This is a genomic window from Ruegeria arenilitoris (assembly GCF_013032445.1).
Taxonomy (GTDB): domain Bacteria; phylum Pseudomonadota; class Alphaproteobacteria; order Rhodobacterales; family Rhodobacteraceae; genus Ruegeria; species Ruegeria arenilitoris_F.
On the sequence record NZ_WQCA01000007.1, the window covers coordinates 279,881 to 302,584 of the forward strand.

Sequence of the window (22,704 nt, forward strand, 5' to 3'; positions counted from 1 at the left end):
CTCGCAGTGTGTGCCGGTGCTGCGCCACGATACGGCTTTGGAGTAAGGGTATCTGCGCCTTGTCGGGGTTTAACCACTCGCCGACTAACTAGGATGTTTCGGTCCTGTCATGAATTGAGCGAACGGGTCGTCTTCGTCCCGATCAGCCGGTGGCAGAACCACGTTGGACCGGGTGACAGGTGTCGCCCCTAGGCTGGAAAGCTGCTGGCGATGTTCACGCATCAGAGCAGCGGTGACGTTCTCGCCACCGGCCTCGATCTGGGCCCGAGTGATGCATGTGACCTCAAGCATAGCTCGATCCGACCTCACCAGCCAGGGCAGTTCCGCCTGAAACTTAAACCAGAACTTGCGGTGGTCATCGTTGAAGTATTCGGGTGGGTTACCCAAAGGACCGCCGCCATCCGGTTCGGTGCGGGTTCCAAAACGCTCGGGGTGCTTCTTGTCTGCGCCGGTCATTTTAGCCTTCGCTATTGGTGTTCTGTTACGTGGCATCAAATGCCTCCTGGAATTTCTGAAACGGGGATATGCGCAAAAGACGGGGGAGCGGGTCTGGCCGGAGTAGGCCCTAAAGATTGGACCACCCCCCCCCCATCCGTTAGGTCACGTTGCCAAAGTCGCCGTGGGTCAGCGCTTTCGGTTGCTTGGCGGCAGCTTCCACACTGCCTGAGAAACTGACCATTTGGGCAACCGCATAGGTCAGCATTCGATCAATTATCGTCTCAACGGACGCACCAACTTCGTCCTGCATCATGTGCGCCGTGTTGGAAACGATCTGGCCACATGCGAAAATCTGCTCTTCGTCTTTTTGATCAGTACGTGTCATTGTTTGGTTCCTTTTCCTGGAAGTTTCGAAGCAACCCCCACCCCCCTTTCAGGATTGGTCTCTGTGAAAATGAAGCTGGGGTGCGGGTCTGGAGAATTGGCCACTGTGAAGATTGCCCCTCCCCCCGCAGTCTGGGGCGCGCTTGTGCCTTTTGGGGGCATGGCGCTTCCAGTCTGCTCTGCGCTTAGTTCAGCCATGCCTTCACCCCATACCCCTGGTAGTTAAGGTTGTGCCCTTAGAGGGAACGTCGGATGGGTCGATTAGGGGCTGTTCGTGCCCTTTTAGGGAACGTCCTGTGCCCTTAGAGGGAACGTGGCCTTTCTGTTCGTGCCCTTTTAGGGAACGTTTCATGCCCTTAGAGGGCACAGGGTTTTTAATTCCATTCCTGCCCTTTGGGTTGTTTGTCCTGACCTCAACAACGGGATAATCCGCGCCCTCACACCAATTCAGGTACAGAGCCCTCGGCCTGTCGTTAGGCAGGCGGGTGATTTCAGTCAGCTCAATTTGATGCGTCCGAGCATGGCCAGCCAACCCGAGATGGGCAGGGCGAGTAACCACCACCCATCCCTTGCGCTGTAGGTCGTGAAGCGCGCGCATAGCCGTTTTGACATTGCACCCGGTTCGGTCCGCGATTTGGCGCAGTGAAAGCTGGATCCTGCCGTTGTTGTTGGCCTTCGGACCTTTCCACTCCAACTTAAGCCAAGGGTATATCGCTTGCGCAGGGAGGGAGAGCGCCCGCCAGGCGGGACACTCCATGTGTTGCCGGACCAACTTGGTCCAGTGTTCGTTGCCTTCATGTTTCCGGGTCATGATTTCCCCGGTTTCTTATGGGCCTGCTTGTGGTGCTTTCGGCAAAGCCATCGCACCTGAAGGGGCCGTTCATAATCTGTGTGATGGGCTTCTGTTTTTTCCTCTCCGCATATCTTACAGGGTTTGCGATGGATTAGGCCGCGCCGTAGTGCAGAAGCTGTGGCGACATGTGCCCAAGCCTTCTTCGGATTGCGCAATCGCCACCGTTCCTGCCGGGTTAGTTTTCGCTTTTCACCCATCGTTCAACCTCCCCAAATCAGGAAGGCCAAAGCGCTTGCCTGTGCCTCTGTAAGTCCGTGAAGGCGCATAAGTAGTTTGACTTGAAGGTTCTGCATTTCTCTTGCCTCAAAGGTTTGCCTTTGACGGCGCAGAGTGGTATTTTCGTTATCAGAAGCCCTGAGAAAGCATCTGGAGTACGAACCCCGCCCGCGACCGCCGCCGGTGGGGTTTTTCATGCTGCTGTTTCTTCAGCCTGAGACTGTTCCCAGGCTTCCAATTCACAGAGTTTCCAACGTGCGCAACCGGGTGTAAGCCGTACAACACGGGGAAAGTCAGGTTGCTCACGATGCCAGCGCCAGACAGTAGGGCGGGCGATGTTGTATCGTTTCGCTACGTCTATGTCAGAAAGGTAAGTGGTATTCATGTTGGCACCTGTTTGTTACGGGTGCCTACTAATTACGGCTTCAAAACCTCGGTTCTCAAAGACATTAAAACGTCGAACGTTTTATTTCCTCAATCCTTCGCGTTGAGCGTAGCACCTTGCAAAATATTTGGCGCGGCTCTCTTGGGTTACGTGGCCTTCGTTTGTGGCTACATCTTGCGCCGCTCTCGCTACGCTAGCGCCGTTCGCAACCAAAATACGCATTTCGTCGAGCGCCCAAGCAACATTGCGCCAAGGTGGGGAAACCGAAGGACGCCCGTTTTTTTCCTCTGCCGGTTCCAAGGCGGCTATTAGCGGCAAGCTTTGAATTGGAGACATGTTAGCTAATCCCGTCGCCTCGTAGAATGCTTGGAATCGAGTGCGCTGATCTGGGTTTGGGCTTCGTAAGCCCTTAAAAAGGTTGCGGAGAGCCTTCTCCAACTTTGGATTTATCTCCATTTCGCGGAAGTCTGGAACATGCGGGTTCGCGGCGTGGAAAGCCGCCTCAGCAGCGGCCATATCTTCCATAATCAGTTTTGAAAGCCTCTCGCGCTCTTCTTCATACCGACCGGATACCTTTAAACGGGCGATGTCGTGTAGAGCTTTACGTTGCTCCGTAGCAAATTTGGTAAGAAACTCCCTGTCTTCGTCAGAGCTATTTTGGATGGAAATTAGCTCATCTTCGATATCAACTTCGTCACGACTAGCAATCAGAGACTCTCGGTAAGTTAAGCGCTTAGAATGCATCGGCTTCCTGTTCACTGTCGTGCCTCCATTTTAACAATTTAAGGCCCGCCTCACCGCGCAAAAATCGCCCCCAAGCCGCCATCATGCCACGCCGTTTCTCGATCATGTCACCTCGCCGATAGGCGCGCTCAACTTCTGATCCGACGGAATGCGCTAGGGCAATTTCCGCCATGTCACTTGGATATTCGGTTCGTTCCGCCGCCCAATCCCTGAACGTGCCGCGAAGCCCGTGCGGCACCGCTGCGCGCCCTGAACGTCGATCTAAGTACCGATCAGGTTTTGCCGCGTGTATACGCTTCATACAGGCGGACAGGGCAGCATCTGACAACATCCCGCCCCGAGCTGCCGGAAACACAAACTCACTGGCGTCCATTCGGTCGAGATTGCGCAGTAGATCCACCGCTTCACGGGTTAAGGGAATCCGGTGTTCGTTGCGCATTTTCATCCGCTCTGCTGGTACGATCCACAATGCCTTTCCTAAGTCGAATTCGGCCCAAACCGCCCCGCGTATCTCGCCGGATCTGGCGGCAGTCATAGCCATGAATTCCAGCGCCCGAGTTGCGAAGCCGGAACGCGATTGAACGTCCCGAAACCAATCGGCAACATCATCAAGGTCTAAGGCGGGGTAATGCTCGACCTTCGCGACCTTTGAAGGTTTCGGCAGAATTGCATCTAGATTGTTCTTCCACCTAGCCGGGTTGTCGCCAGTGCGATGCCCTGCAACAGTTGCCCACGCCAAAACAGCTTCCACGCGGCCACGTAACCGAGTGGCCGTTTCGTTTTTTGTCAGCCAGATCGGTTCAAGAATGCGCTGAACGTCAGACACTTTGATATCTGACACCAGCATTCGACCCACCGCAGGAACGGCGTATTTGTCCAGTGTCGAACGCCATTGCTTCTTGTGTTTAGGATTCTCGAATTCTTCCAGCTTGCCAATCAGGAACTTTTCCATCGCGTCAGCAAAGGTCAAGCCGCGCTTCTGTGCCGCCACAAGGGCCGCCTTAGTGGCCTTGCGCTGCTCCACAGGGTCAATGCCCTCGCGGATCATCTGGCGGGCTTCTCGCGCCCGTTCTCGCGCCTCTGACAAAGGAACATCGGGGAACCCGCCCAAGCCGATGTTTCGCCGTTTGTTGCCGACAACGCATCTCAGCAACCACGAACGCGCGCCGCTAGGAGTTATCTGCATCAACAGTCCGTCAACCCCGCCGACAGCAAAGGTTGCATTGTTCCCGTGACCGGGGTGCCTCAAACGCTTAACCTCAAGGGCAGACAATTCTCTTGCCTTTTTAGGCATAGTTCGATTCCCGATCCCTAAAACCTGCCATTGTACCTGCCATAAATTATGATATTGGGCGTTACAGATAGCAACGGGAAATTTCAGCGCCCGATAGAAATTGTATTGTTTTCAATGGAAAATGAGCTGAATTGATACAGTTCGAAACGTGAACCTGGCGGCCTTCGTCTCCGCCACCAACCATTTTCATTCAATTGCATTCGATGCTGTTTAGCCCCTTATGGGGCCGTTTTTGTTCGTTTATATGCATTCGTTGTTGCTATTGGTTTTTCCATTCTCTCGGGTGAAGCAGGTAAATGACAAACATTGCGAACGACGAAAGGTTAGGGATTGAGTGCTTCAGCACAATTCCTTGCGCACCTCTGCACCAGCCCAATGCTTGTTAACTGGCAAAGGCAAAGGTATCTGGAAGAAGAAGGCTCTTAACTAAGCTGGACACTACAGACACCGCCGAAAACTGCCGACTGCCAGACCAGATCGGAACCACGACGCGCCAGACGAAGTGTTTTGACACTGCGGTCGCAAAAAATTCAGTCCAACATCTTAAAGAACCTGAAGTCTCGGTTCGCGCCGTCAATTCTTCAAAAGACCAATGATCAGCTGCCCTTGGGCTGTTTCCCAAAACCCTTCGCGACCAAGAACCCAGTACCCGAACTCCGATCGCGCATGATGGGCCGACAAAGGCACCAAACTCTTTCCATCAATCAAGTCCTGGATTATCCCCATCCACCCAAGCGCGACACCTGTTCCGGTCAGGGCAAGATGTAGTGCCATTCCATGGTCATTTACCAAGACGCGGTTGTCGGAAAGGCTCCAGTCGTCTTGGGAACGGTCTTGCCAAGTTTCCCAACTCAGCCAACGCTTTTCGGGATCTTCCTGCTCGATCAACGGGATGCTGGACACATCAATTCTGCCATCGTGTTTCCGGTATTGTTCGATCAGACTAGGTGATGCAACGGGGCAGACGGCTTCGTCGATCAGCTTTCGGGCTTCGAAACCCGGCCAGTGACCCTGACCAAAGAGAATCCAGCAATCTGCGGGCTCTAAAAACAGGTCCGCGTCCTTGACCAAGGTTATTACTTTGACTTGAATGCCCAGCGCTTCTGAAATTTCCGGCAGGCGCGAAGACAGCCAGTATGTACCGATCCCCGGGTAGGTCGCGATTGTGAAAACCCCGTCGCCATCCTTAGCCCGAATCCGGGCAGCCATCGTTCGTATGTTTCGAAAGGCCCGTGAAACTGTGTCATACAACTCGGTTGCATCCGGTGTCGGAACCAAACGGCCATGGGATTTTTCAAACAGGACAATGCCCAGATCCTGTTCAAGCTGTTTGATCTGATAGCTTATTGCAGGTTGCTGCACGTTTAGCGCCTTGGCCGCCAGCGTGTAACTGCCATGCCAATAAGCCTCTTCGAAAGCACGCAGCCCCTTAAGTGTCGGCAGATCGTCAGCCATAAGAAAAATCAATCCCACCGTAAGAATTTTCCACATACTGTAATTGAAAAATCTTGTTTAGACAGCCAAAACAATTCTCATGCCGGAGTTTGGGAGGCCCCGCTTGTCTACTAAGATCGAAAAAATTTTGAATGTGGCGCGCAAACATGCTGCCACTGAAGTTGCGCCTAACGTGGATTCCTGGAACCAGTCAGGAGTTTGGCCTCGTGCGGCTTCGGACAAAGCCGGTGCTGCAGGTCTGACTGGTCTTTACGCGCCCGAGGAATTTGGCGGTCAGGGACTTTCCCTTGGAGACGGCATCCGGGTCTATGAAGAACTGGGAACAGCTGACGGTGCTTACGCGTTTGCGCTGTCGATGCATAATATCTGCACCTTTGCCGGATGCGGCTATGGCACAGATGCATTCAAGGATCAGTGGGCGCGTGACCTGACATCCGGCAGAAAGCTTGCAAATTTTGCGCTGACGGAACCACAATCTGGCTCTGACGCGACCAACATGTACAGCCGCGCCGTTATCAACGCGGATGGCACCTGGACGATCAATGGCGCCAAGGCCTGGGTCAGCCTTGCCGGTGAGGCCGATATTTATTTCACAGTTGTGAAAACAACCGACCAGCCAGGACATAAGGACATGGCAATGATTGCCATTCCGGCCGACACTCCGGGCCTGACCTTTGGGCCGCGCTATGAGACGCCCAGCTACAACTTCCTGCCCTTGTCCGAGATGTACATGAAAGATGTCGTCGTTTCGGAGGACAATATCATCCTTCCGGTCGGACAAGGCTTGCAGGGATCGCTGATGGCGATCGACATCGCCCGTGTGTCCATCGCCTCGGGCTGTTGCGGATTGATGCAAGCTGCGCTGGATACGGCGCTGAGCTATTCCAAGAACCGCAAGATGTTTGGCGGCAAGAACCTAGATCTGGACGGCATTCAGTGGATGCTGGGCGATGTTGCGACCGAGCTTGAAGCCTCGCGCCTGCTTTACCGCGCCGCGGCCAATGCGCTTGGAACGCCCGAAGGGCCGGTGATGGCGGCGCATGCCAAACGGTTTGTCCCGGATGCGGCTGTCAAGGCGGCCAACACCTGCACGCAAGTGCTTGGGGGTATGGGATTGCTCAAACCCTATGGCCTGGACCGCCTGTCCCGGCTTAGCCAGATGCTGCGCATCGTTGACGGCACAACCGAGATCAGCCGGGTCGTGATCGGGCGTAGTCTGGCAAAACGGGCTAAAACCTTGCCGGACCTACCGGTTCCAAAGGGTTTTGGAGAAGCCTGAACCAAGTCACGCAGGTCTGTTTGGGAGGGTCGACCATGCAAAAACACTTTGAAGCGCTGGAAATGACAGCGGCAAACCACGTGCCGCTGTCCCCGCTGTCATTCCTGAATCGCGCGGCGGCGCTGCACGGGCGCCGCACAGCAGTTGTCTACGGGAAGGTACGCCGCCATTGGGCCGAAGTTGTTCGGCGCGCGCGCGCGGTTTCACGCGGGCTGACTGAAATGGGCATCACCAAGGGCGACACGGTGTCCGTGCTCTGCCCCAACATTCCCGAACTGTTCGAACTCCATTTCGCCGTGCCATTGTCCGGCGCCGTTTTGAACACGCTGAACACACGGCTGGAACCCGAGACGATCGCCTATATTCTGGACCATGCCGACACCAGATTGGTGATTGTCGACCGTGAGTTGGCACCGCTTTTGTCCAAGGCTTTTGCCCTGCTCGGCCGTGATATCCCGGTTGTGGAGATCGCCGACCCGAATGCAGTGGGTGGCGACAGCCTTGACGGTCTCGATTATTCCGAGCTTCTGATCAAAGGCGAACATGTTGGTCCAGCTCTGCCCGACGACGAATGGGACGCCATTGCGTTGAACTACACTTCGGGCACGTCCGGACGTCCGAAAGGTGTGGTGTATCACCATCGCGGCGCCTACCTGATGGCGCTCGGCACGGTGGCAGCGTGGCAGATGCCTAGCTATCCGGTCTATCTATCCGTTGTGCCAATGTTCCACTGCAACGGCTGGGGGCACCCGTGGGTAATGGCACTTCAAGGCGGAACCATGGTGTTCACCCGCGTGCCAGCCGCCGACAAGATTATGGCGGCAATCCGCGAACATGGCGTCACCCATTTGGGCGCGGCCCCAATCGTACTGCAAATGCTGGCCGAACTGGACAACAGCGGCACCGACCCGTTTGACCCGGCCATCAAAGTGATGACCGCTGGTGCACCGCCGCCACCTTCGGTGCTCGAAAAGACCAAAGCGATGGGCCTGGACGTTATGCAGGTCTATGGCCTGACCGAGACTTTTGGCCACATCTCTCAGTGCCTATGGCAAGAGGAATGGGCCAATGAAAGCCCCGCCGAACAGGCACGTCTGCAGGCCCAGCAGGGTATCGGCTTTCCAATGGTCGAATCCGTTTCCGTCATTGACCGTGACAGCGAGGAACCCGTTCCCCAAGATGGTGAAACGCAAGGCGAGATCGCCATTCGCGGCAACACGGTCATGAAGGGCTACTACAAGGACGTGGCCGCCACGGCCGAGGCTTTCGATAACGGATACTTCTGGTCCGGAGATGCTGCCGTGGTCAGCCCTAACGGCTACATGCAAATCCGGGACCGATTGAAAGACGTCATCATCTCGGGCGGTGAAAACATCTCATCGGTCGAGGTCGAGGCCGTACTGTACCGCCACCCCGCCGTTCAGGCTGCTGCGGTCGTGGCCAAGCCCGATCCCAAATGGGGCGAGGTTCCGTGCGCGTTTGTCGAATTACGGCCGGGCCACGAAGCAGACGGCGACGAGATCATAGCGTTTTGCCGGGAACACTTGGCCGGGTTCAAAGCGCCCAAGTCAGTGGTGTTTGCTGACCTTCCCAAGACCTCGACCGGGAAAATCCAAAAATTCCAACTCAGGGAAAAGATAAAAGCCGCAGAGTCATAATAAACCGGCCCGTATCTCGCCACTCCATGAGTATGCAGCTTCACTGACCGAAAAGCGTCTGCATCGGTTTTATGATCCGCGTGGGGATAACGCAAACCAGGATAGAAATTGACCGGCAGATTTTTCGGACACCGAATACGTTGGCAGATTGAGAACGTCTTTCGGACATCTTAGGTCACATTTTACACAGCGAACTTGCCAATAACGCAGGTTTTAAGGCATATTTGTATGATCTTTAGAAGTTCGAATTCATTTATCTGATTTCGTTGAGGCAGAACCCGAGCAGCGAGCGCGATGCGTTCGAAACCACCTGAGGGGGAAGGAAGTTGGTTTTGGCTTGGTTGAAATCGTTATTGGTTATTTTCTGTGTATTACTACTGCCATCGCAGGTTTTGGCCGAAATCGGAAAAGTAATTGGCGTCAAACAAGGCGCAAAGCTTACACGCGCGGGAAAGTCTCAGCCCTTACGTGCGGGTATGGATGTTGCCTCTGGCGACTCCATTTCGACCGACCGCAGCGGTGTCGTTCAACTTGTTTTCGTTGACGAAACCAAGATCGCAATTGGCCCGAACGCGCGGATGATGCTGGACGTAAAAATGCTACGCGGAAACAGGAAAGCCAAGAACTTCGCGGTTCAGGCACTTGGCGGCAGCTTTCGGTTTATTTCCGGCAAGAGCAAAAAGCGCGCCTATTCCATCCAAACACCAAACGCGACCATGGCTGTGCGGGGCACAACCTTTGACCTATGGGTCGTTCCCGGAACGCAAAGCGCCATGTTGGTGCTTCAAGGCAGGGTAGAAATGTGCGGCAGGGGCGGCAAATGTCGCGAGGCCGGACGACAATGCAGCCTGCTGGCAACAACGCAAGCCGGAAGTGTGGGGCGCCCCGCCGATCAGGAAAGTTATGACAATGCATTGAAAAAAGGGTTTCCCTTTGTGCAGTCGCAGGAACAGTTGCTAGTCCCTTTGCAGATCGAGTTAAGGGGGTGCGGGACAGACACCGTGCCGCCCCAACCACAACGCTCCGAAGCGCGTGAAACCAGCCCCGATCGTGGTGACAAAAGCCGAGATGAACCAAGTCGCGCTGAACGAAGTGGAGTCGAAAGCGCGGCAGCATCTTCAAGAGAAAACGTCGGCAGGGGCAATGGCGGAAACATCGGAAGCTCCACAGGAAGTGGCCGCGGCAATGGCGGCAATATCGGGCCCAGTAGCGGCAGCGGGAATGGGCGCGGCGGCTCAATCGGCGGTGGTTCGGGCAGCGGCGGCCCAGGTAGCGGCGGCTCAATCGGCGGCACCGAAACAGGCGGAAGTGGCGCCCCCTCTGGCGGCGACACAAGCGGTAACGGCGGTAACAGCGGCAATTGAAGACACATCGGCCGCGCCAATTGACACCAGTTCAAACGATGTCGTTGTGACACCCGCGCAAATGGGGCTGACCACGGCATTCGGAGGCAAACGTGACCGGAAAGCCCAAGGAACGAACAGGGCGACGACGTGCCTTTCAGCTTGTGGGGCTCGGCTTGATCCTGTTTGGGTGCTTTATCCGAATTCTCGATCCTTACCCGGTGCGGATGACTCGGCTGATCTACTTTGATCTTCTGCAACGCGTGTCGCCGCGCGAATACATTCCCGACCTTCCCGTGCGCGTTGTGGACATTGACGAACAGTCACTGGCAAATTGGGGGCAATGGCCTTGGCCCCGGACATTGCTGGCCCAGCTGGTCAAAAACCTGGGCGAATATGGTGCCGCAGCCATCGCATTTGACATGCTGTTCATCGAACCCGACAGGTTTTCACCCGCGCGCCTGCTGCAGGATCCCGCTCTTGCCGGTGTGGTATCTGTGGATCATAATGCCGCGAAACTGGACAATGATGTGCTGTTCGCGCTGGAAATCGCCAACTGGCCGGTTGTTCTGGGCGCGGCAGCACGGGAATCCGGTGAAGGGCGAGCCGTCACCCCCCATGTCGGCATTGTCGAAATCGGTGAAACACCAACCGCAGGACTGGTTTCAGTTCCCCATTGGACGCCCCCCGCGCCCCCGCTGGATCGCGGCGCGGCGGGGATCGGTGGTGTCAATGTTTCGCCTCTGGGCGGCATGGGGATCATACGTCGAGTTCCCGTCCTTTGGGGCGGCCCGGACGGGGCGCTCCCTAGCCTCGGCATCGAGGCTCTCAGGGTCGCGTTGGACGAGCCCATCATTATTGCCGAAGGCACCCCGGACGAAGCCGGCATCATGCTGGCGGTCGAGATCGGAGAATTTCGGCTGCCGACCACCGAAAACGGAGAAGTCTGGGTTAGGTACAGGCGAGACAATCCAGACTTGTACCTGTCGGCAGATAACATCATGCAGACGCACGACAATCCCGACCTGCGCGCCGAGATCGAGGGCCGGATCATTCTGGTCGGCACGTCGGCCGCCGGGCTGTTCGATATGCACCAGACAGCGCTGGGTGAATCCGTTCCGGGCGTATCAATCCATGCTCAGATCCTTGAACAAATCCTGACGGGTGAAATGCTGAGCCGTTCGGATGTGACCGCAGCCCTGGAATTGCTGTCTTTCGTCACTCTCGGCATTGTGGTCACGGCCGTCATGGCACGTTTCGGCGCGGTCGCGTCCTTTGTGGCCGGAGGTGCGTCGGCAGCGGTTGTCCTTTGCATCAGTTGGCTTGCTTTTCAGAACCAGCTGATCCTGTTTGATGTCACTTTTCCACTGATGGGAGGAATGGCCAATTTCGGCCTGCTCGCAGGCTATCTCTTCATTTCGACAGAGCGTGAAAAACGGGTGATCCGACAGGTCTTTTCCCACTATGTCGCTCCGGAAATTCTGGATGAGATGGAGGGGGCTGGTCATCAGCTACAACTGGGTGGCGAAACGCAGGAGATCACCGTGATGTTCTCCGATATCCGGGGATTCACCCCATTGTCCGAGACCGTTTCGGCCACAGATTTGGTTACCCTGCTTAACCAGCTGTTTTCCGAGATCGGCGATCAAATTCTGTTGGAAAGAGGCACCATCGACAAGTTTATCGGCGATGCGGTCATGGCTTTCTGGAACGCACCGCTACCGGTCGAAGACCACCCCCGCCGCGCGGCACAGGCGGCGTTGTTGATGCGGCAAGCGCTGGTTGATTTCAATGCCTCCGACGTCATGCAAGGGCGACCGCCGATCGCGCTGGCAACGGGCTGTGCCACCGGCCGGGCCTGCGTTGGCAACATCGGATCCAAACGTCGGTTCAACTACACCGTGATCGGAGACGTGGTGAACGTCGCTGCCCGGATCGAACAAAGCTGCCGCCATGTCGACTATGACATCCTGGTTTCTTGTTCGGTCTACGAGGAAACAAGGCACCACTTGGCCATGCTTGAAGCCGGGTATGTCCATCTCAAAGGAAGAACCGATCTGGAGCCCGTATATGTACTGGTGGGCGGCACGAATACGTTGGAGTCGGCCGCGTTTCAAAGGTTGGAAGCTACTCACACCAAACTGATTGAAGCAATCCGAAATCGCCAACCTCAGGATCGGGTTGAACAAATTTGTGAAGACTGCGTTGCACAGGCACAGTCAATCGAACCCGGCTTGCTGAGGTTCTACTTCGCGCTGTCCGGGCGCGTGGCGGATTTCAGATCGGATTTTCAGTCTGACCGTCTGATCTTCAGCCACCACGAGCACGTAAGAGAACCATCTGCCTGATTTCAGCCATCGGACAAATTGCAGGAGTCCAGATAGCGCCGTGTGGTTTCAGCAATCCCAAACGTCAGGGCATCGCAGAATAGCGCGTGGCCGATGGACACTTCCGCTATCGAGGGGATGCGGGTGACCAACTTGCGCGTTCCATTGACCGTAAGGTCGTGCCCAGCGTTGACCTTCAGACCCTGCGCCTCGGCTGCGGCCGCCGCTTCAGCCAGACGGTCAAGTTCCTGTTTTTCGGTACCGGGATCGTTGTAAGAACCTCCAAACGGACCGGTGTAAAGCTCGACCCGGTCCGCCCCCGTCTGGGCTGCATGAGCCATATGCTCCGCCTCGGGGTCGCTGAACAGCGACACGCGATGGCCGTGTTCCTTGAGCCCGGCAACCACCTCGGCGAGCATCACGCCCTGCGCCTCGAAATCCCAACCATGATCGCTTGTCGCCTGCGCTGGATCATCCGGCACAAGCGTCACCTGGTCGGCACGAACCTCGTGAACCAGCGACAGGAACCTCGGGTCGGGATAGCCTTCGACATTCAGTTCCCGATCCGGAAACTCTGCGTCAAGCAATGCCCGCAGCGCCCGCACATCGCCAGCCCGAGTGTGGCGTTCGTCTGGCCGGGGGTGCACAGTCACACCCGCAGCGCCCGCGTTCAGTGCAATACGGGCCAGATCCAGAATATCCGGCCACGGGTGCTCCCGCCGATTTCGAAGCAAGGCAGCAACGTTCAGATTTACCGAAAGGTCCGTCATAGTCCCACCTTACAACCGAAAGGATTGAACGTGCTCCGGCAGCGGCACGCCATCGATGTTTCGAGGATCCGGGACCGGTTCTCCGACTGTGGTGCTTACGGGAATGACCCCGGCCCAGATTGGCAAGTCATAATCCTCTTCCTCGTCCTTGGGTCCACCGGTACGGATCTTGGCACTGCCTTCGGATATCTCCATACCCAACACCATGGTTGCCTTCAGATCCTGCGCATGATCCGGTCGCAGGCTTTCATAACGCCCAGGGAAAAGCCCGTTCACGAAACGGCTGAGCTTTTCCAGTTTTTCCTCAGGATTTTCGACCTTCAAGGCCGTCCCAAAAAGGGTGACCGAGCGCGAATTGACCGAATGGTGCATCCCGGACCGGGCTAGGACAAAGCCATCAAGGATCGCCACCGACAGGCACACCTGCGCGTCGCGCGCGTTGCGCAGGGCGCGACTGGCCGAAGAACCGTGCCAATAGACATGGTTACCTTCGCGCCACTGCAATGTCGGCGTGACAAAGGGTTTGCCATCGATCACGTACCCAACGCTGCACATGGGCTGCGCGTCCAGAATTTGGTCGATCGTGGTACGGTCGAAATGCCCCCGCTCGTGCGATCTGCGCAAGCGCGTTCTGTCGGTAATTTCCAGTGTCTCGTTCATAGTCATAGCTCGGGTTTGTTCTTGCTATACCCGTAATGCCCGGATATTGGATGTTGGCAAATGTCCAATTTTGAAACTTTTTATAAGGCCAATTTGCACCGTGATCTGTTTGCGATCTCGTTGGATGCGGCGCTGAAGGCACCATTGCAGGCCCAGTTGCTGGATGCGTTACGGACAATTGTCTCAAAGTCTCCGGAATTGGTCGGCGCGCGTCTGCCCGCCAGCCGGGCTCTGGCGTCCGAGCTGTCGATCTCTCGCACGACGGTTCAGGTGGTCTATGATCAGATGATCAGTGAGGGGTATCTGGTCACCCGGCAAGGCAGCGGTACTTTTGTTGCCAGCGAAATCACCCATCTGTCGCAGCCACAACCGATCCCCCGTCCGGCCGGTCCGATGACCGAGGAATGGCGTCCATTTCAAACCGGGCTGCCCGATCAAACCCTGCTACCGCACCGGCAATGGGCCCGCCATCTTGAACGCGCATGGCGCAGTCCGACGCCCGCGCTTTTGACCCGCCCGGACCCGCTGGGCTGGTACCCACTCCGCGAGGCGATCTCGGACCACCTTGCCGCGTGGCGTCACCTGAATTGTGATCCCGCTCAGGTGGTGATCACCTCTGGCGCGCGCGAAGCATTCGAGGTGATTTTCCACGGCCTGCTTGGCGCGGGCAAACAGGTCGCGGTTGAGGACCCCTGTTGGCCCAAACTGCACACAATACTTGCCGACACGGGCAACAGTGCCCAACCCGTTCGTATCGATCAGGACGGGATGGATGTGGACAGAATTCCGCAGGGCACACATGCCACGATCGTCACCCCCTCGCGGCACTATCCCACGGGTGTAAGCCTGCCCCTGTCCCGCCGGGTTGCCGTGCTGGATTGGGCACGGCGCGCCGGCGCTGTGGTGATCGAAGACGACTATGACAGCGAGTTCCGATATCGAGGCCAACCCTTACCCTCGCTTTCGGGGCTGGACGGTTTGAACAACACGATTTACCTCGGCAGCTTTTCGAAATTGGTCAGTCCCGCGCTGAGGATCGGGTACCTGGTGGTTCCCAAGCGCCTGCTGCACAGCACTCTGGCCTATCTACGCCGCGTCGGCCCCCGCGCCTCATTGATCCCGCAACCCGCTTTGGCGGCCTTCATGAACAGCGGTGAATTTGCCATGCACCTGCGGCGGATGCGGCGGGTCTATGCCCGGCGTCAGAGCCATCTACTTAACGCACTTGCCCCGGTTGCTAACCTTCTGGACCTTCAGCCCGACGCGTCCGGAATGCACTTGTGCGTATCGCCAAAGACACCGCTGCTTGACCGGATATCCGATCTTGAGATTAGCAAACGGGCTGAGCAAAACGGCCTGCGCGTCAGCGCTTTGTCAACGCACTGCGTACTGCCTGAAAAACTGCAGGGGTTGCTGCTTGGATACGCGGCCTTTGACGAGGACACGCTTTCGGACGCGGCGGAACGGCTGATCACCATCCTTCACAAACAGTCCTGAGCTGTCGTGCACAGCTCGCCCGGGTCTGTCGAAGTTTTTAACACCTGCGCGAAACAACGTGATATCATAAAAACAAGATATATATTTTCATCAATTGAAACCGTTGTGTCTGTGAGGGGGAAGTTCACATGCTTCGACTGTCTTTCTATTTGTTTAGTTTGGCATCTCTGCCAGCAATCGCACTGGCTGACGCCGTCCCCAGCAAGGAAGCCGCCGAGGGGACTTTTGCCGAGCGTCCCTTCTCGCCCTATGCCAACCGCTCGTTCCCGGAACGCCCGCTTTGGGGGGACACCCATTTGCACACAGGGCTGTCGCTTGATGCTGGCGCGTTTGGCAACACGCTGCTTCCCGACGACGCATGGCGGTTTGCCAAGGGCGAACAGGTCATTTCATCAACTGGCCAACCGGTCAGATTGGCCCGACCGTTGGATTGGATGGTATTGACCGACCACACCGACCTTATGGGCTTCGCGCCTGATTTGCAGGCGGGCAAACCCGGTGTTCTGGCCGAACCAAAAGGATTGGAGTGGTACGAAGGCTACAAAGCCGGCGGCGAAGATGCTGCCAAAGCGGCGTTCGACATCATCACCAACTTCTCGCAGATGACTCTGCCCGAGCTTCTGCTGGAGTCTTACAGCCCCGGCGCGGACGCCTTTGCCTTTACTTGGGAACAGATCGTCATGGCGGCAGAACGCCATAACGATCCCGGCAATTTCACGGCCTTTATCGGGTTCGAATGGACCTCGGTTCCAAAGGGATTCAACCTGCACCGCAACGTCATGCTGCGGGATGGTCCGATCCGGGCTCTGCAGATGGTGCCGCCGGTAACACAACCACCCTACGGGGACACCGACCCAAAGGCGCTTTATGCTTGGCTTGAGGAGTATCAGTCCAAAACCGGAGGCCGCGCCGTGGCTTTCGCCCACAATGGGAACCTGTCGAATGGTTGGATGTTCCCCACCGAAGACACCTATCACGGCGGCAAGGTCGACGAGGAATACGTGCAAAACCGCGCCAAGTGGGAGCCGCACTACGAGGTCACGCAGATCAAGGGCGATGGTGAAGCACACCCGTTCCTCAGTCCAGAAGATCCCTTTGCCGATTATGAAAACTGGGACGTCGGCAACCTCGATATCACCGAGTTGAAAACCGATGACATGTTGGCTGGTGAGTACGCACGTGAGGCCCTGAAACGCGGCTTGGCATTGGAAGAGAAGTTCGGCGTGAACCCGTATAAATTCGGCATGGGTGGTGCGACGGACAGCCATACTTCGCTGGCCACAGCGGAAGAGGAAAACTACTTTGGCAAATCCGTCAGCGCGGAACCTTCGGCCAGGCGAGTGCTGCATCCGTTTGTGGAAAGCGATCTTGGGGCATTTGAAGGGCATACGCTGGTTGCGTCAGGATACACCGCTGTATGGGCATCTGATAACACGCGGGCGGCCATTTTCGATGCGTTCAAACGCCGGGAAACCTATGCGACCACAGGTCCACGGATCGGCCTCAGATTCTTTGGCGGCTGGGACTTTACCGAGGAAGACCTTCTGACCCGTTTGGTTGCTGATGTTGGCTATACCAAGGGCGTCCCCATGGGCAGTGATCTGCGACCGCGCGAAGGGGATGGTGCCCCGAATTTCCTGATTGGCGCTCTGCGCGATCCGATCGGCGCAAATCTTGACCGGGTTCAGGTCGTAAAGGGTTGGTTGGATGCTGACGGTGCGTTGCAGGAGAAAGTCTACAACGTAGCCTGGTCGGATGACCGGGCGCTGGATGCAGACGGAAACTTGCCCGAGGTCGGCAATACTGTGGACTTGGAATCCGCTAGCTGGAGCAACACAATCGGCGCATCCGAATTGGTCACCGTTTGGAGCGATCCGGACTTCGACCCGAATGAAAGAGCCTTCTACTATGTGCGGGTTCTTGAAATCCCTACCCCACGCTGGGTGCTATACGACAAGTTGCGCTTTGGCGTTGACCTGCCGGAAGAGGCGCAACTGACCCATCAGGAACGCGCCTATTCCTCTCCGATCTGGTTCACCCCAGGAGGGTGAAGGGTTCATTGCAGACCCAATGCACCGACGCATGCAGCTCCGGCCGCTGAGGGTAGCCCTTGCCAGAGCGGCATTGCCGTAGTTCAGTTTGGCCTAACCAGTCCACCCTTCTGGTCGGGCAGACCGAAGAACTTGGCGACAACAACGCAGCTAAATCAACGGAGCACTCAGAAGAGGGCCCGCCAAGTCGCGGTCATTGGGCATATTGTCCAAGATGTTCAATCTTGCGGAAATCTGGGGCATGCGACCTGACTGACCGAAACCCTGTCGCCAAGTCCCAAAATACCATGAAGAGAAACGGGAACGGTTTCGGAACCAACATGAGTTGCAACGGCTCGGGCAGGTGTTGGCGGAATCGGAACGGGACGGAGTTGCCCTTTGTTGTCGCCGCCTTCCGATTGCTGAGACCAATTGGTTGTCGTCTCGTTGGAATCCAAACCCTACAATTGTCCTTCTTTACAGACGCCGGTATGGAGTCAACGTATGGTAGCTATCATGCGAGAAACGGACGAAACACAATTGATCTGGGAGTGTTTTTGGGCTGCTGCATCCATTTTCTATTTTCCCTGGAAAGGCTTGCCATGCAGCATTCAATTTCTCAAAAACCCCTACGCGAGTTTTCAAACCAACTGGAAAACGCTCACAATTGTTTTTTGCGGTTGGCAGAGGACGATAGAGTACTTGGAAGGAAAAGACCCTTCGAAATCCGCGCATAACTTTGCCTAAAAAATAGGCACTTTCCTGAGAGCTTAGAGTAATCCAGCCCATAGCACTTGAACCTCCAGACATCTGAGTCACACTCCTCGCATGAGCAACTACTTTGATGAAATGTTCAGCGACACTGGATCTCTGCGGGGTCCTTACGAAGAAATCGGGCGCTGGTTCAATGCCGAAGATGCTTCGAGACTTAGGGCCAAACAGCGTGAAGCTGAAGAAGTATTCAGACTAACCGGGATCACCTTCAACGTTTATGGAAAAGCCGAAGCAGAAGAACGGTTGATCCCGTTCGATATAGTTCCACGGGTCATATCCGGGAGGGAATGGCAGAGGCTGGAGCGTGGCATTGAACAACGCGTCAGGGCTATCAATGCCTTTCTATACGACATCTACCATCGTCAGGAAATTGTACGCGCAGGTCGTGTTCCCGCCGAGATGATTGCTGGCAACGAGGCGTTTCTACCTCAGATGTTGGGCGTCGCGCCGCCCGGTCAGGTTTACACGCATATCGTTGGTATCGATCTGGTGCGCACCGGGCCGGACGAATTCTATGTGTTGGAAGACAACGCTCGCACGCCATCAGGCGTCAGCTACATGCTCGAAAACCGGGAAACCATGTTGAAGATGTTCCCCGAACTCTTCAGTGCCAATAATGTGCGGAATGTTTCTGACTATCCTAAAAACCTGCGACGATCCCTTGCTGCTTGCGCGCCAAGCTGTGCGGAAGGAGAGCCAACTGTCGCCGTGCTGACGCCCGGCATCTACAACTCGGCCTATTACGAGCACGCCTTTCTAGCAGATCAGATGGCTGTGGAGTTGGTCGAAGGTCATGACCTGCGAGTCGTTGATGGGCGGGTTTGCATGCGCACAACGCGAGGATACAAGCCGATCGATGTCCTCTACCGGCGCGTTGATGACGAGTTTCTGGATCCTCTGAACTTCAACCCGGACAGCGCTTTGGGGGTGCCGGGCATTATGGACGTGTATCGCGCTGGTGGCATTACGATTGCCAATGCGCCCGGCACCGGGATTGCTGACGATAAGGCGATCTATTCTTACATGCCGGAAATTGTTGAATTCTACACGGGCGAAAAGCCACTGCTCCAGAACGTTCCGACGTGGCGGTGCAGCGATCCGGATTCTCTGGCCTACGTGCTGGACAATCTGTCCGAGCTTGTCGTGAAAGAGGTACACGGCTCTGGCGGTTATGGGATGCTGATCGGGCCGACAGCCAGCAAGAAAGAAATCGCAGCCTTCCGCCACAAGCTCAAATCCCGGCCGTCGAACTACATCGCCCAACCGACGTTGTCTTTGTCGACCGTCCCAATTTTTGCGCGATCTGGTCTTGTTCCCAGACATGTCGATCTGCGGCCTTTTGTTTTGGTTTCGCCTGAAGGTGTGAAGATCACTCCCGGAGGTTTAACCCGCGTCGCGCTCAAGAAAGGGTCACTGGTTGTGAATTCCAGCCAGGGCGGCGGGACAAAAGACACCTGGGTTCTGGAGGACTGACATGCTGGGAAAAACGGCTGGTGGGTTGTTCTGGATGTCCCGGTATCTGGAACGAGCGGAAAACACGGCGAGATTGCTGGAAACCGGACAAAGGATGGCTTTAACCCGAACCCAAAATTCGGTTGAGGAATGGGGCTCGGTGCTGAAAACAGCGGGCGTTCTGGGCGGATATTCCGCCAAATATGAAGAGATCACCAAGGAAAACGCTGTGGACTGGATGCTGAGGGATGGCGAAAACCCCTCATCCATAAAATCGGTCATCAAACAGGCCAGAGACAACGCGCGTCTTGTCCGCACGGCGTTGACCCATGACGTTTGGAGCGCGGTAAACAGCACATGGATGCAAGTAGACGCGGCAATGAAACGCCGTGTGAATGAGCGAGACCTGCCAGGTACGCTTGAGCTGATCCGTCAGCAAGCGGCCCTTGTGCGTGGTGCGATCCTTGGCACGATGCTGCGCAATGACATGTTTGATTTCATGCGTATCGGGAATTTCATCGAACGTGCCGACAACACCGGACGCATTCTTGACGTTAAATACTATGTCCTGCTGCCCACTGCGTTTTCGGTCGGGTCGTCGCTGGACAATATCCAGTGGGAGAGCATCCTGCGCTCAGTCGGGGCTGGTGGCGGATACCGGATGACTCACGGGCAAAAAACGACACCTTCGGATATCGCTCAGTTCCTGATCCTGGATCAGCGCATGCCCCGCAGCCTTCATTTCTGTTGCAGGAAGATTCAAGAGAACCTGTCTTACCTCAAGAAAGATTACGGATTTGCGGGCCCCTCATGCGAAGCATCCAACTTGCTTTCCGAAAAGTACCTTGGCCGACAGATATCAGATATCTTCGACTATGGGCTACACGAATATATCGAAGATTTTCTTAGAGATCTTAGTGACTTAAGTCGCCAAGTCGAAGTCGACTACCGGTTCTATGAGTAGCCCATGAAACTGCACATCAAACATGAAACCCGATACGATTTCGACGCGCCGGTTCCTTTCGGTCTTCAGCAACTGAGAAAGACTCCTAAGTCTTTTCGCAACCAGCACATCGAAAGATGGACCACTGAGGTTATCGGTGGTCGCAAGGAACTGAGCTATGAGGACTATCATCGTAACACGGTGGAGCTGATCAGCTTTGACGTGAACACCCAAAGCGTTTCCTTGATCTCGGAGGGGGTGGTCGAGGTTGAAGACACGCATGGTGTTTTGGGACGTCATGAGGGCTCGACGCCGCTTTGGCTTTTTAAACGCGACACGCGTCAGACAAAGCCTGGAAAAGGTGTCGCTGAACTGGTCCGGTCCTTGCCTGAGGATGAACCGTTGGACCGAATGCACGCTTTGTCTGAAGCAATCCGAGGCTGCGTCACCTATGAGATCGGAAGTTCGCACCCCGATTGGAGCGCGGAAGATGCTATCGAGGCAGGTAGCGGCGTATGTCAGGATCACGCCCATATTTTTATCACTTGCGCACGAAAGATTGGCCTACCGGCGCGCTATGTCTCGGGCTATCTGATGATGAATGAAACCGAGTTGCAGGATGCGACCCACGCCTGGGCCGAGGTGCATCTGGAGGGGCTCGGCTGGGTTGGTTTTGACGTCTCGAACGGGATTTCCCCAGATGATCGTTATGTTCGCGTCGCAACCGGTCTGGACTATACGCAGGCTGCCCCGGTAATAGGAAGCCGAATTGGGACAGCGGGCGAGCAGTTGACGGTACAGTTGCAGATCGCACAGCAATAACGGAGAAGACAATGACCTATGCTGTGGGCATGCGGCTGAACCGCGGGCTGGTTTTCATGTCCGACACACGCACAAACGCTGGTGTCGACAACGTCTCGACCTTCAACAAGATGTTCAGCTGGACAGTGGAAGGGGAGCGGTCCATCACCTTGCTGACCGCTGGAAATCTGGCGACGACCCAAGCGACAATCAGCTTGCTTGAGGAGCGTACCAAAGTGCCCGAAGAGCGCACTCCATCGATCCTCGAAGCCCCCACGATGTTTCAGGTTGCCCAATTGGTGGCGGAAACGCTGAACAGTGTGATTGAGCAACACGCGAAATCCGGCCAACAAGCCGACAGCGCCTTTCATGCCACGATGGTGTTGGGTGGGCAAATCAAAGGCGGACCGTCGCGCCTGTTCCTGATCTACCCAGAAGGCAACTTTATTGAAGCCGGAGACGAAACCCCGTTCTTTCAGATCGGAGAGACAAAATACGGTCGCCCGATCCTGGTCCGCGCCTATGATCCCGAGATGAGCTTTCCTGAGACCGTGAAACTTTTGCTCGTCAGCTTCGATTCCACGATTAAAGCCAATTTGTCCGTCGGGGCACCGCTGGATCTGCTGCTTTACAACGAAGACAGTTTCGAGGCCGGCAAACGCTCGCGGTTCGAGGCAGATGACGATTACTTCCGAACTGTTTCAGAAGGTTGGGGCGACGCGTTGAAATCTGCTTTGTCCAAGCTTCCAGAGTATACCAATGTAGGCGAACAAGACATTTGAGTGCCGTTAAGTTGTTCCGGACGCAAGCAAGCGAATTTTTTGCTGCGCGGTTTCGCTGGGCAGCATTACAGTAAAGGCTAATAAACTTGTTTTGCGGAAAGTGGCCGTTCGCATAACGCTACCAAGTCCGATTTATTACCGAAAGCAGTCCTGGGTGAAAAACGTAGCACGAAGTTTTTTGAGCTCACTGCTGTTGTTTTCTGCGAGTTGAACGTTACACAAACCTGACCCAACTGTCATAGTGGGACCCGGACAGGGTGATCGCTCAACATCAAATTGCGTACCAAGCCGAACAGTCCTTTTACATTGAAATTGGTATCGAGCTGCAGATTCGCACGATGAGGTGCCGCAGAAAATTTCGGCTATTCCCAGCAGTTCCATTTGGCTGTCGCCTCATATTTGGCTAAAAAAGGCGTATCAAATCACCACACGGTTGCTTGATTTTCACACCCAGATTTGGTTGCTTATTCTTTTTGCACAACAGTTGTACGTTCACCACAGGATGTTTTGCATACTTGTGCTTCCACAGTGCTTCCAGCGGTGATGGCACAAATAGAAACACCACCCTGAGGCGGCTTGTTCGACACTGTGTTCGGTAAAAGTGGTTGCGGGAGTAGGA

The 22,704-nt window shown here is 55.7% G+C and carries 18 protein-coding genes; 10 read left to right on the forward strand and 8 right to left on the reverse strand.

The features are described from left to right. Positions 1–84: 84 nt before the first annotated feature. The 6 genes from GOW98_RS12555 to GOW98_RS12580 form a co-directional block, all read right to left on the reverse strand. Complete coding sequence (locus GOW98_RS12555) at positions 85–492, reverse strand: hypothetical protein (RefSeq protein WP_170332465.1); 408 nt, start codon at positions 490–492, stop codon at positions 85–87. 103 nt (positions 493–595) lie between these two features. Further along, positions 596–823 (reverse strand): hypothetical protein, encoded by a 228-nt coding sequence (locus GOW98_RS12560; protein WP_170332466.1) that lies wholly within the window; start codon positions 821–823, stop codon positions 596–598. Positions 824–1,024: 201 nt separating this feature from the next. After that, positions 1,025–1,633, reverse strand: a complete 609-nt coding sequence (locus GOW98_RS26290) for a helix-turn-helix domain-containing protein (protein WP_367646839.1) — start codon at positions 1,631–1,633, stop codon at positions 1,025–1,027. A 724-nt stretch (positions 1,634–2,357) separates the two neighbouring features. Then, positions 2,358–3,035, reverse strand: a complete 678-nt coding sequence (locus GOW98_RS12570) for a hypothetical protein (protein ID WP_170332469.1) — start codon at positions 3,033–3,035, stop codon at positions 2,358–2,360. Beyond that, a complete protein-coding gene (locus GOW98_RS12575) occupies positions 3,010–4,314 on the reverse strand; it encodes a tyrosine-type recombinase/integrase (protein ID WP_170332472.1) in 1,305 nt (434 codons plus the stop codon). The genes GOW98_RS12570 and GOW98_RS12575 overlap by 26 nt, the downstream gene beginning before the upstream one ends. Positions 4,315–4,887: 573 nt before the next feature. Beyond that, positions 4,888–5,769 (reverse strand): LysR family transcriptional regulator, encoded by an 882-nt coding sequence (locus tag GOW98_RS12580; protein ID WP_170332474.1) that lies wholly within the window; start codon positions 5,767–5,769, stop codon positions 4,888–4,890. Positions 5,770–5,872: 103 nt separating this feature from the next. Here GOW98_RS12580 and GOW98_RS12585 point away from each other — a divergent pair, with 103 nt between their 5' ends. The 4 genes from GOW98_RS12585 (at position 5,873) to GOW98_RS12600 (ending at position 12,397) form a co-directional block, all read left to right on the forward strand. Continuing rightward, positions 5,873–7,048: an acyl-CoA dehydrogenase family protein gene (locus tag GOW98_RS12585; protein WP_170332476.1), complete on the forward strand. Its 1,176-nt coding sequence runs from the start codon at positions 5,873–5,875 to the stop codon at positions 7,046–7,048. A 35-nt stretch (positions 7,049–7,083) separates the two neighbouring features. Next, complete coding sequence (locus GOW98_RS12590; RefSeq protein WP_170332478.1) at positions 7,084–8,706, forward strand: AMP-binding protein; 1,623 nt, start codon at positions 7,084–7,086, stop codon at positions 8,704–8,706. 476 nt (positions 8,707–9,182) lie between these two features. Further along, positions 9,183–10,070 carry a FecR family protein gene (locus GOW98_RS12595; protein WP_170332480.1) on the forward strand — a complete coding sequence of 296 codons (888 nt, stop codon included), beginning with the start codon at positions 9,183–9,185 and terminating at the stop codon, positions 10,068–10,070. 92 nt (positions 10,071–10,162) lie between these two features. Further along, on the forward strand, positions 10,163–12,397 hold the full coding sequence (locus GOW98_RS12600) for a CHASE2 domain-containing protein (RefSeq protein ID WP_170332482.1): 2,235 nt from the start codon (positions 10,163–10,165) through the stop codon (positions 12,395–12,397). Between the two features lie 2 nt (positions 12,398–12,399). On the opposite strand, the gene GOW98_RS12605 is transcribed toward GOW98_RS12600, so the two are convergent. Then, on the reverse strand, positions 12,400–13,146 hold the full coding sequence (locus GOW98_RS12605) for a pyridoxine 5'-phosphate synthase (RefSeq protein ID WP_170332484.1): 747 nt from the start codon (positions 13,144–13,146) through the stop codon (positions 12,400–12,402). Between the two features lie 9 nt (positions 13,147–13,155). Then, positions 13,156–13,806: a pyridoxamine 5'-phosphate oxidase family protein gene (locus GOW98_RS12610; RefSeq protein ID WP_170332486.1), complete on the reverse strand. Its 651-nt coding sequence runs from the start codon at positions 13,804–13,806 to the stop codon at positions 13,156–13,158. Between the two features lie 60 nt (positions 13,807–13,866). On the opposite strand from GOW98_RS12610, the gene GOW98_RS12615 reads away from it, so the two are divergent. The 6 genes from GOW98_RS12615 (at position 13,867) to GOW98_RS12640 (ending at position 22,085) form a co-directional block, all read left to right on the forward strand. After that, positions 13,867–15,303: a PLP-dependent aminotransferase family protein gene (locus tag GOW98_RS12615; protein ID WP_170332488.1), complete on the forward strand. Its 1,437-nt coding sequence runs from the start codon at positions 13,867–13,869 to the stop codon at positions 15,301–15,303. 128 nt (positions 15,304–15,431) lie between these two features. Then, positions 15,432–17,354, forward strand: a complete 1,923-nt coding sequence (locus tag GOW98_RS12620; protein WP_170332490.1) for a DUF3604 domain-containing protein — start codon at positions 15,432–15,434, stop codon at positions 17,352–17,354. Between the two features lie 807 nt (positions 17,355–18,161). Next, a complete protein-coding gene (locus GOW98_RS12625; protein WP_170332492.1) occupies positions 18,162–19,580 on the forward strand; it encodes a circularly permuted type 2 ATP-grasp protein in 1,419 nt (472 codons plus the stop codon). A 1-nt stretch (position 19,581) separates the two neighbouring features. Beyond that, positions 19,582–20,523, forward strand: a complete 942-nt coding sequence (locus GOW98_RS12630) for an alpha-E domain-containing protein (protein ID WP_170332494.1) — start codon at positions 19,582–19,584, stop codon at positions 20,521–20,523. 3 nt (positions 20,524–20,526) lie between these two features. Continuing rightward, positions 20,527–21,324 (forward strand): transglutaminase family protein, encoded by a 798-nt coding sequence (locus GOW98_RS12635; RefSeq protein ID WP_170332496.1) that lies wholly within the window; start codon positions 20,527–20,529, stop codon positions 21,322–21,324. An 11-nt stretch (positions 21,325–21,335) separates the two neighbouring features. Beyond that, positions 21,336–22,085 (forward strand): proteasome-type protease, encoded by a 750-nt coding sequence (locus GOW98_RS12640; protein WP_170332498.1) that lies wholly within the window; start codon positions 21,336–21,338, stop codon positions 22,083–22,085. Positions 22,086–22,704: the final 619 nt, after the last annotated feature.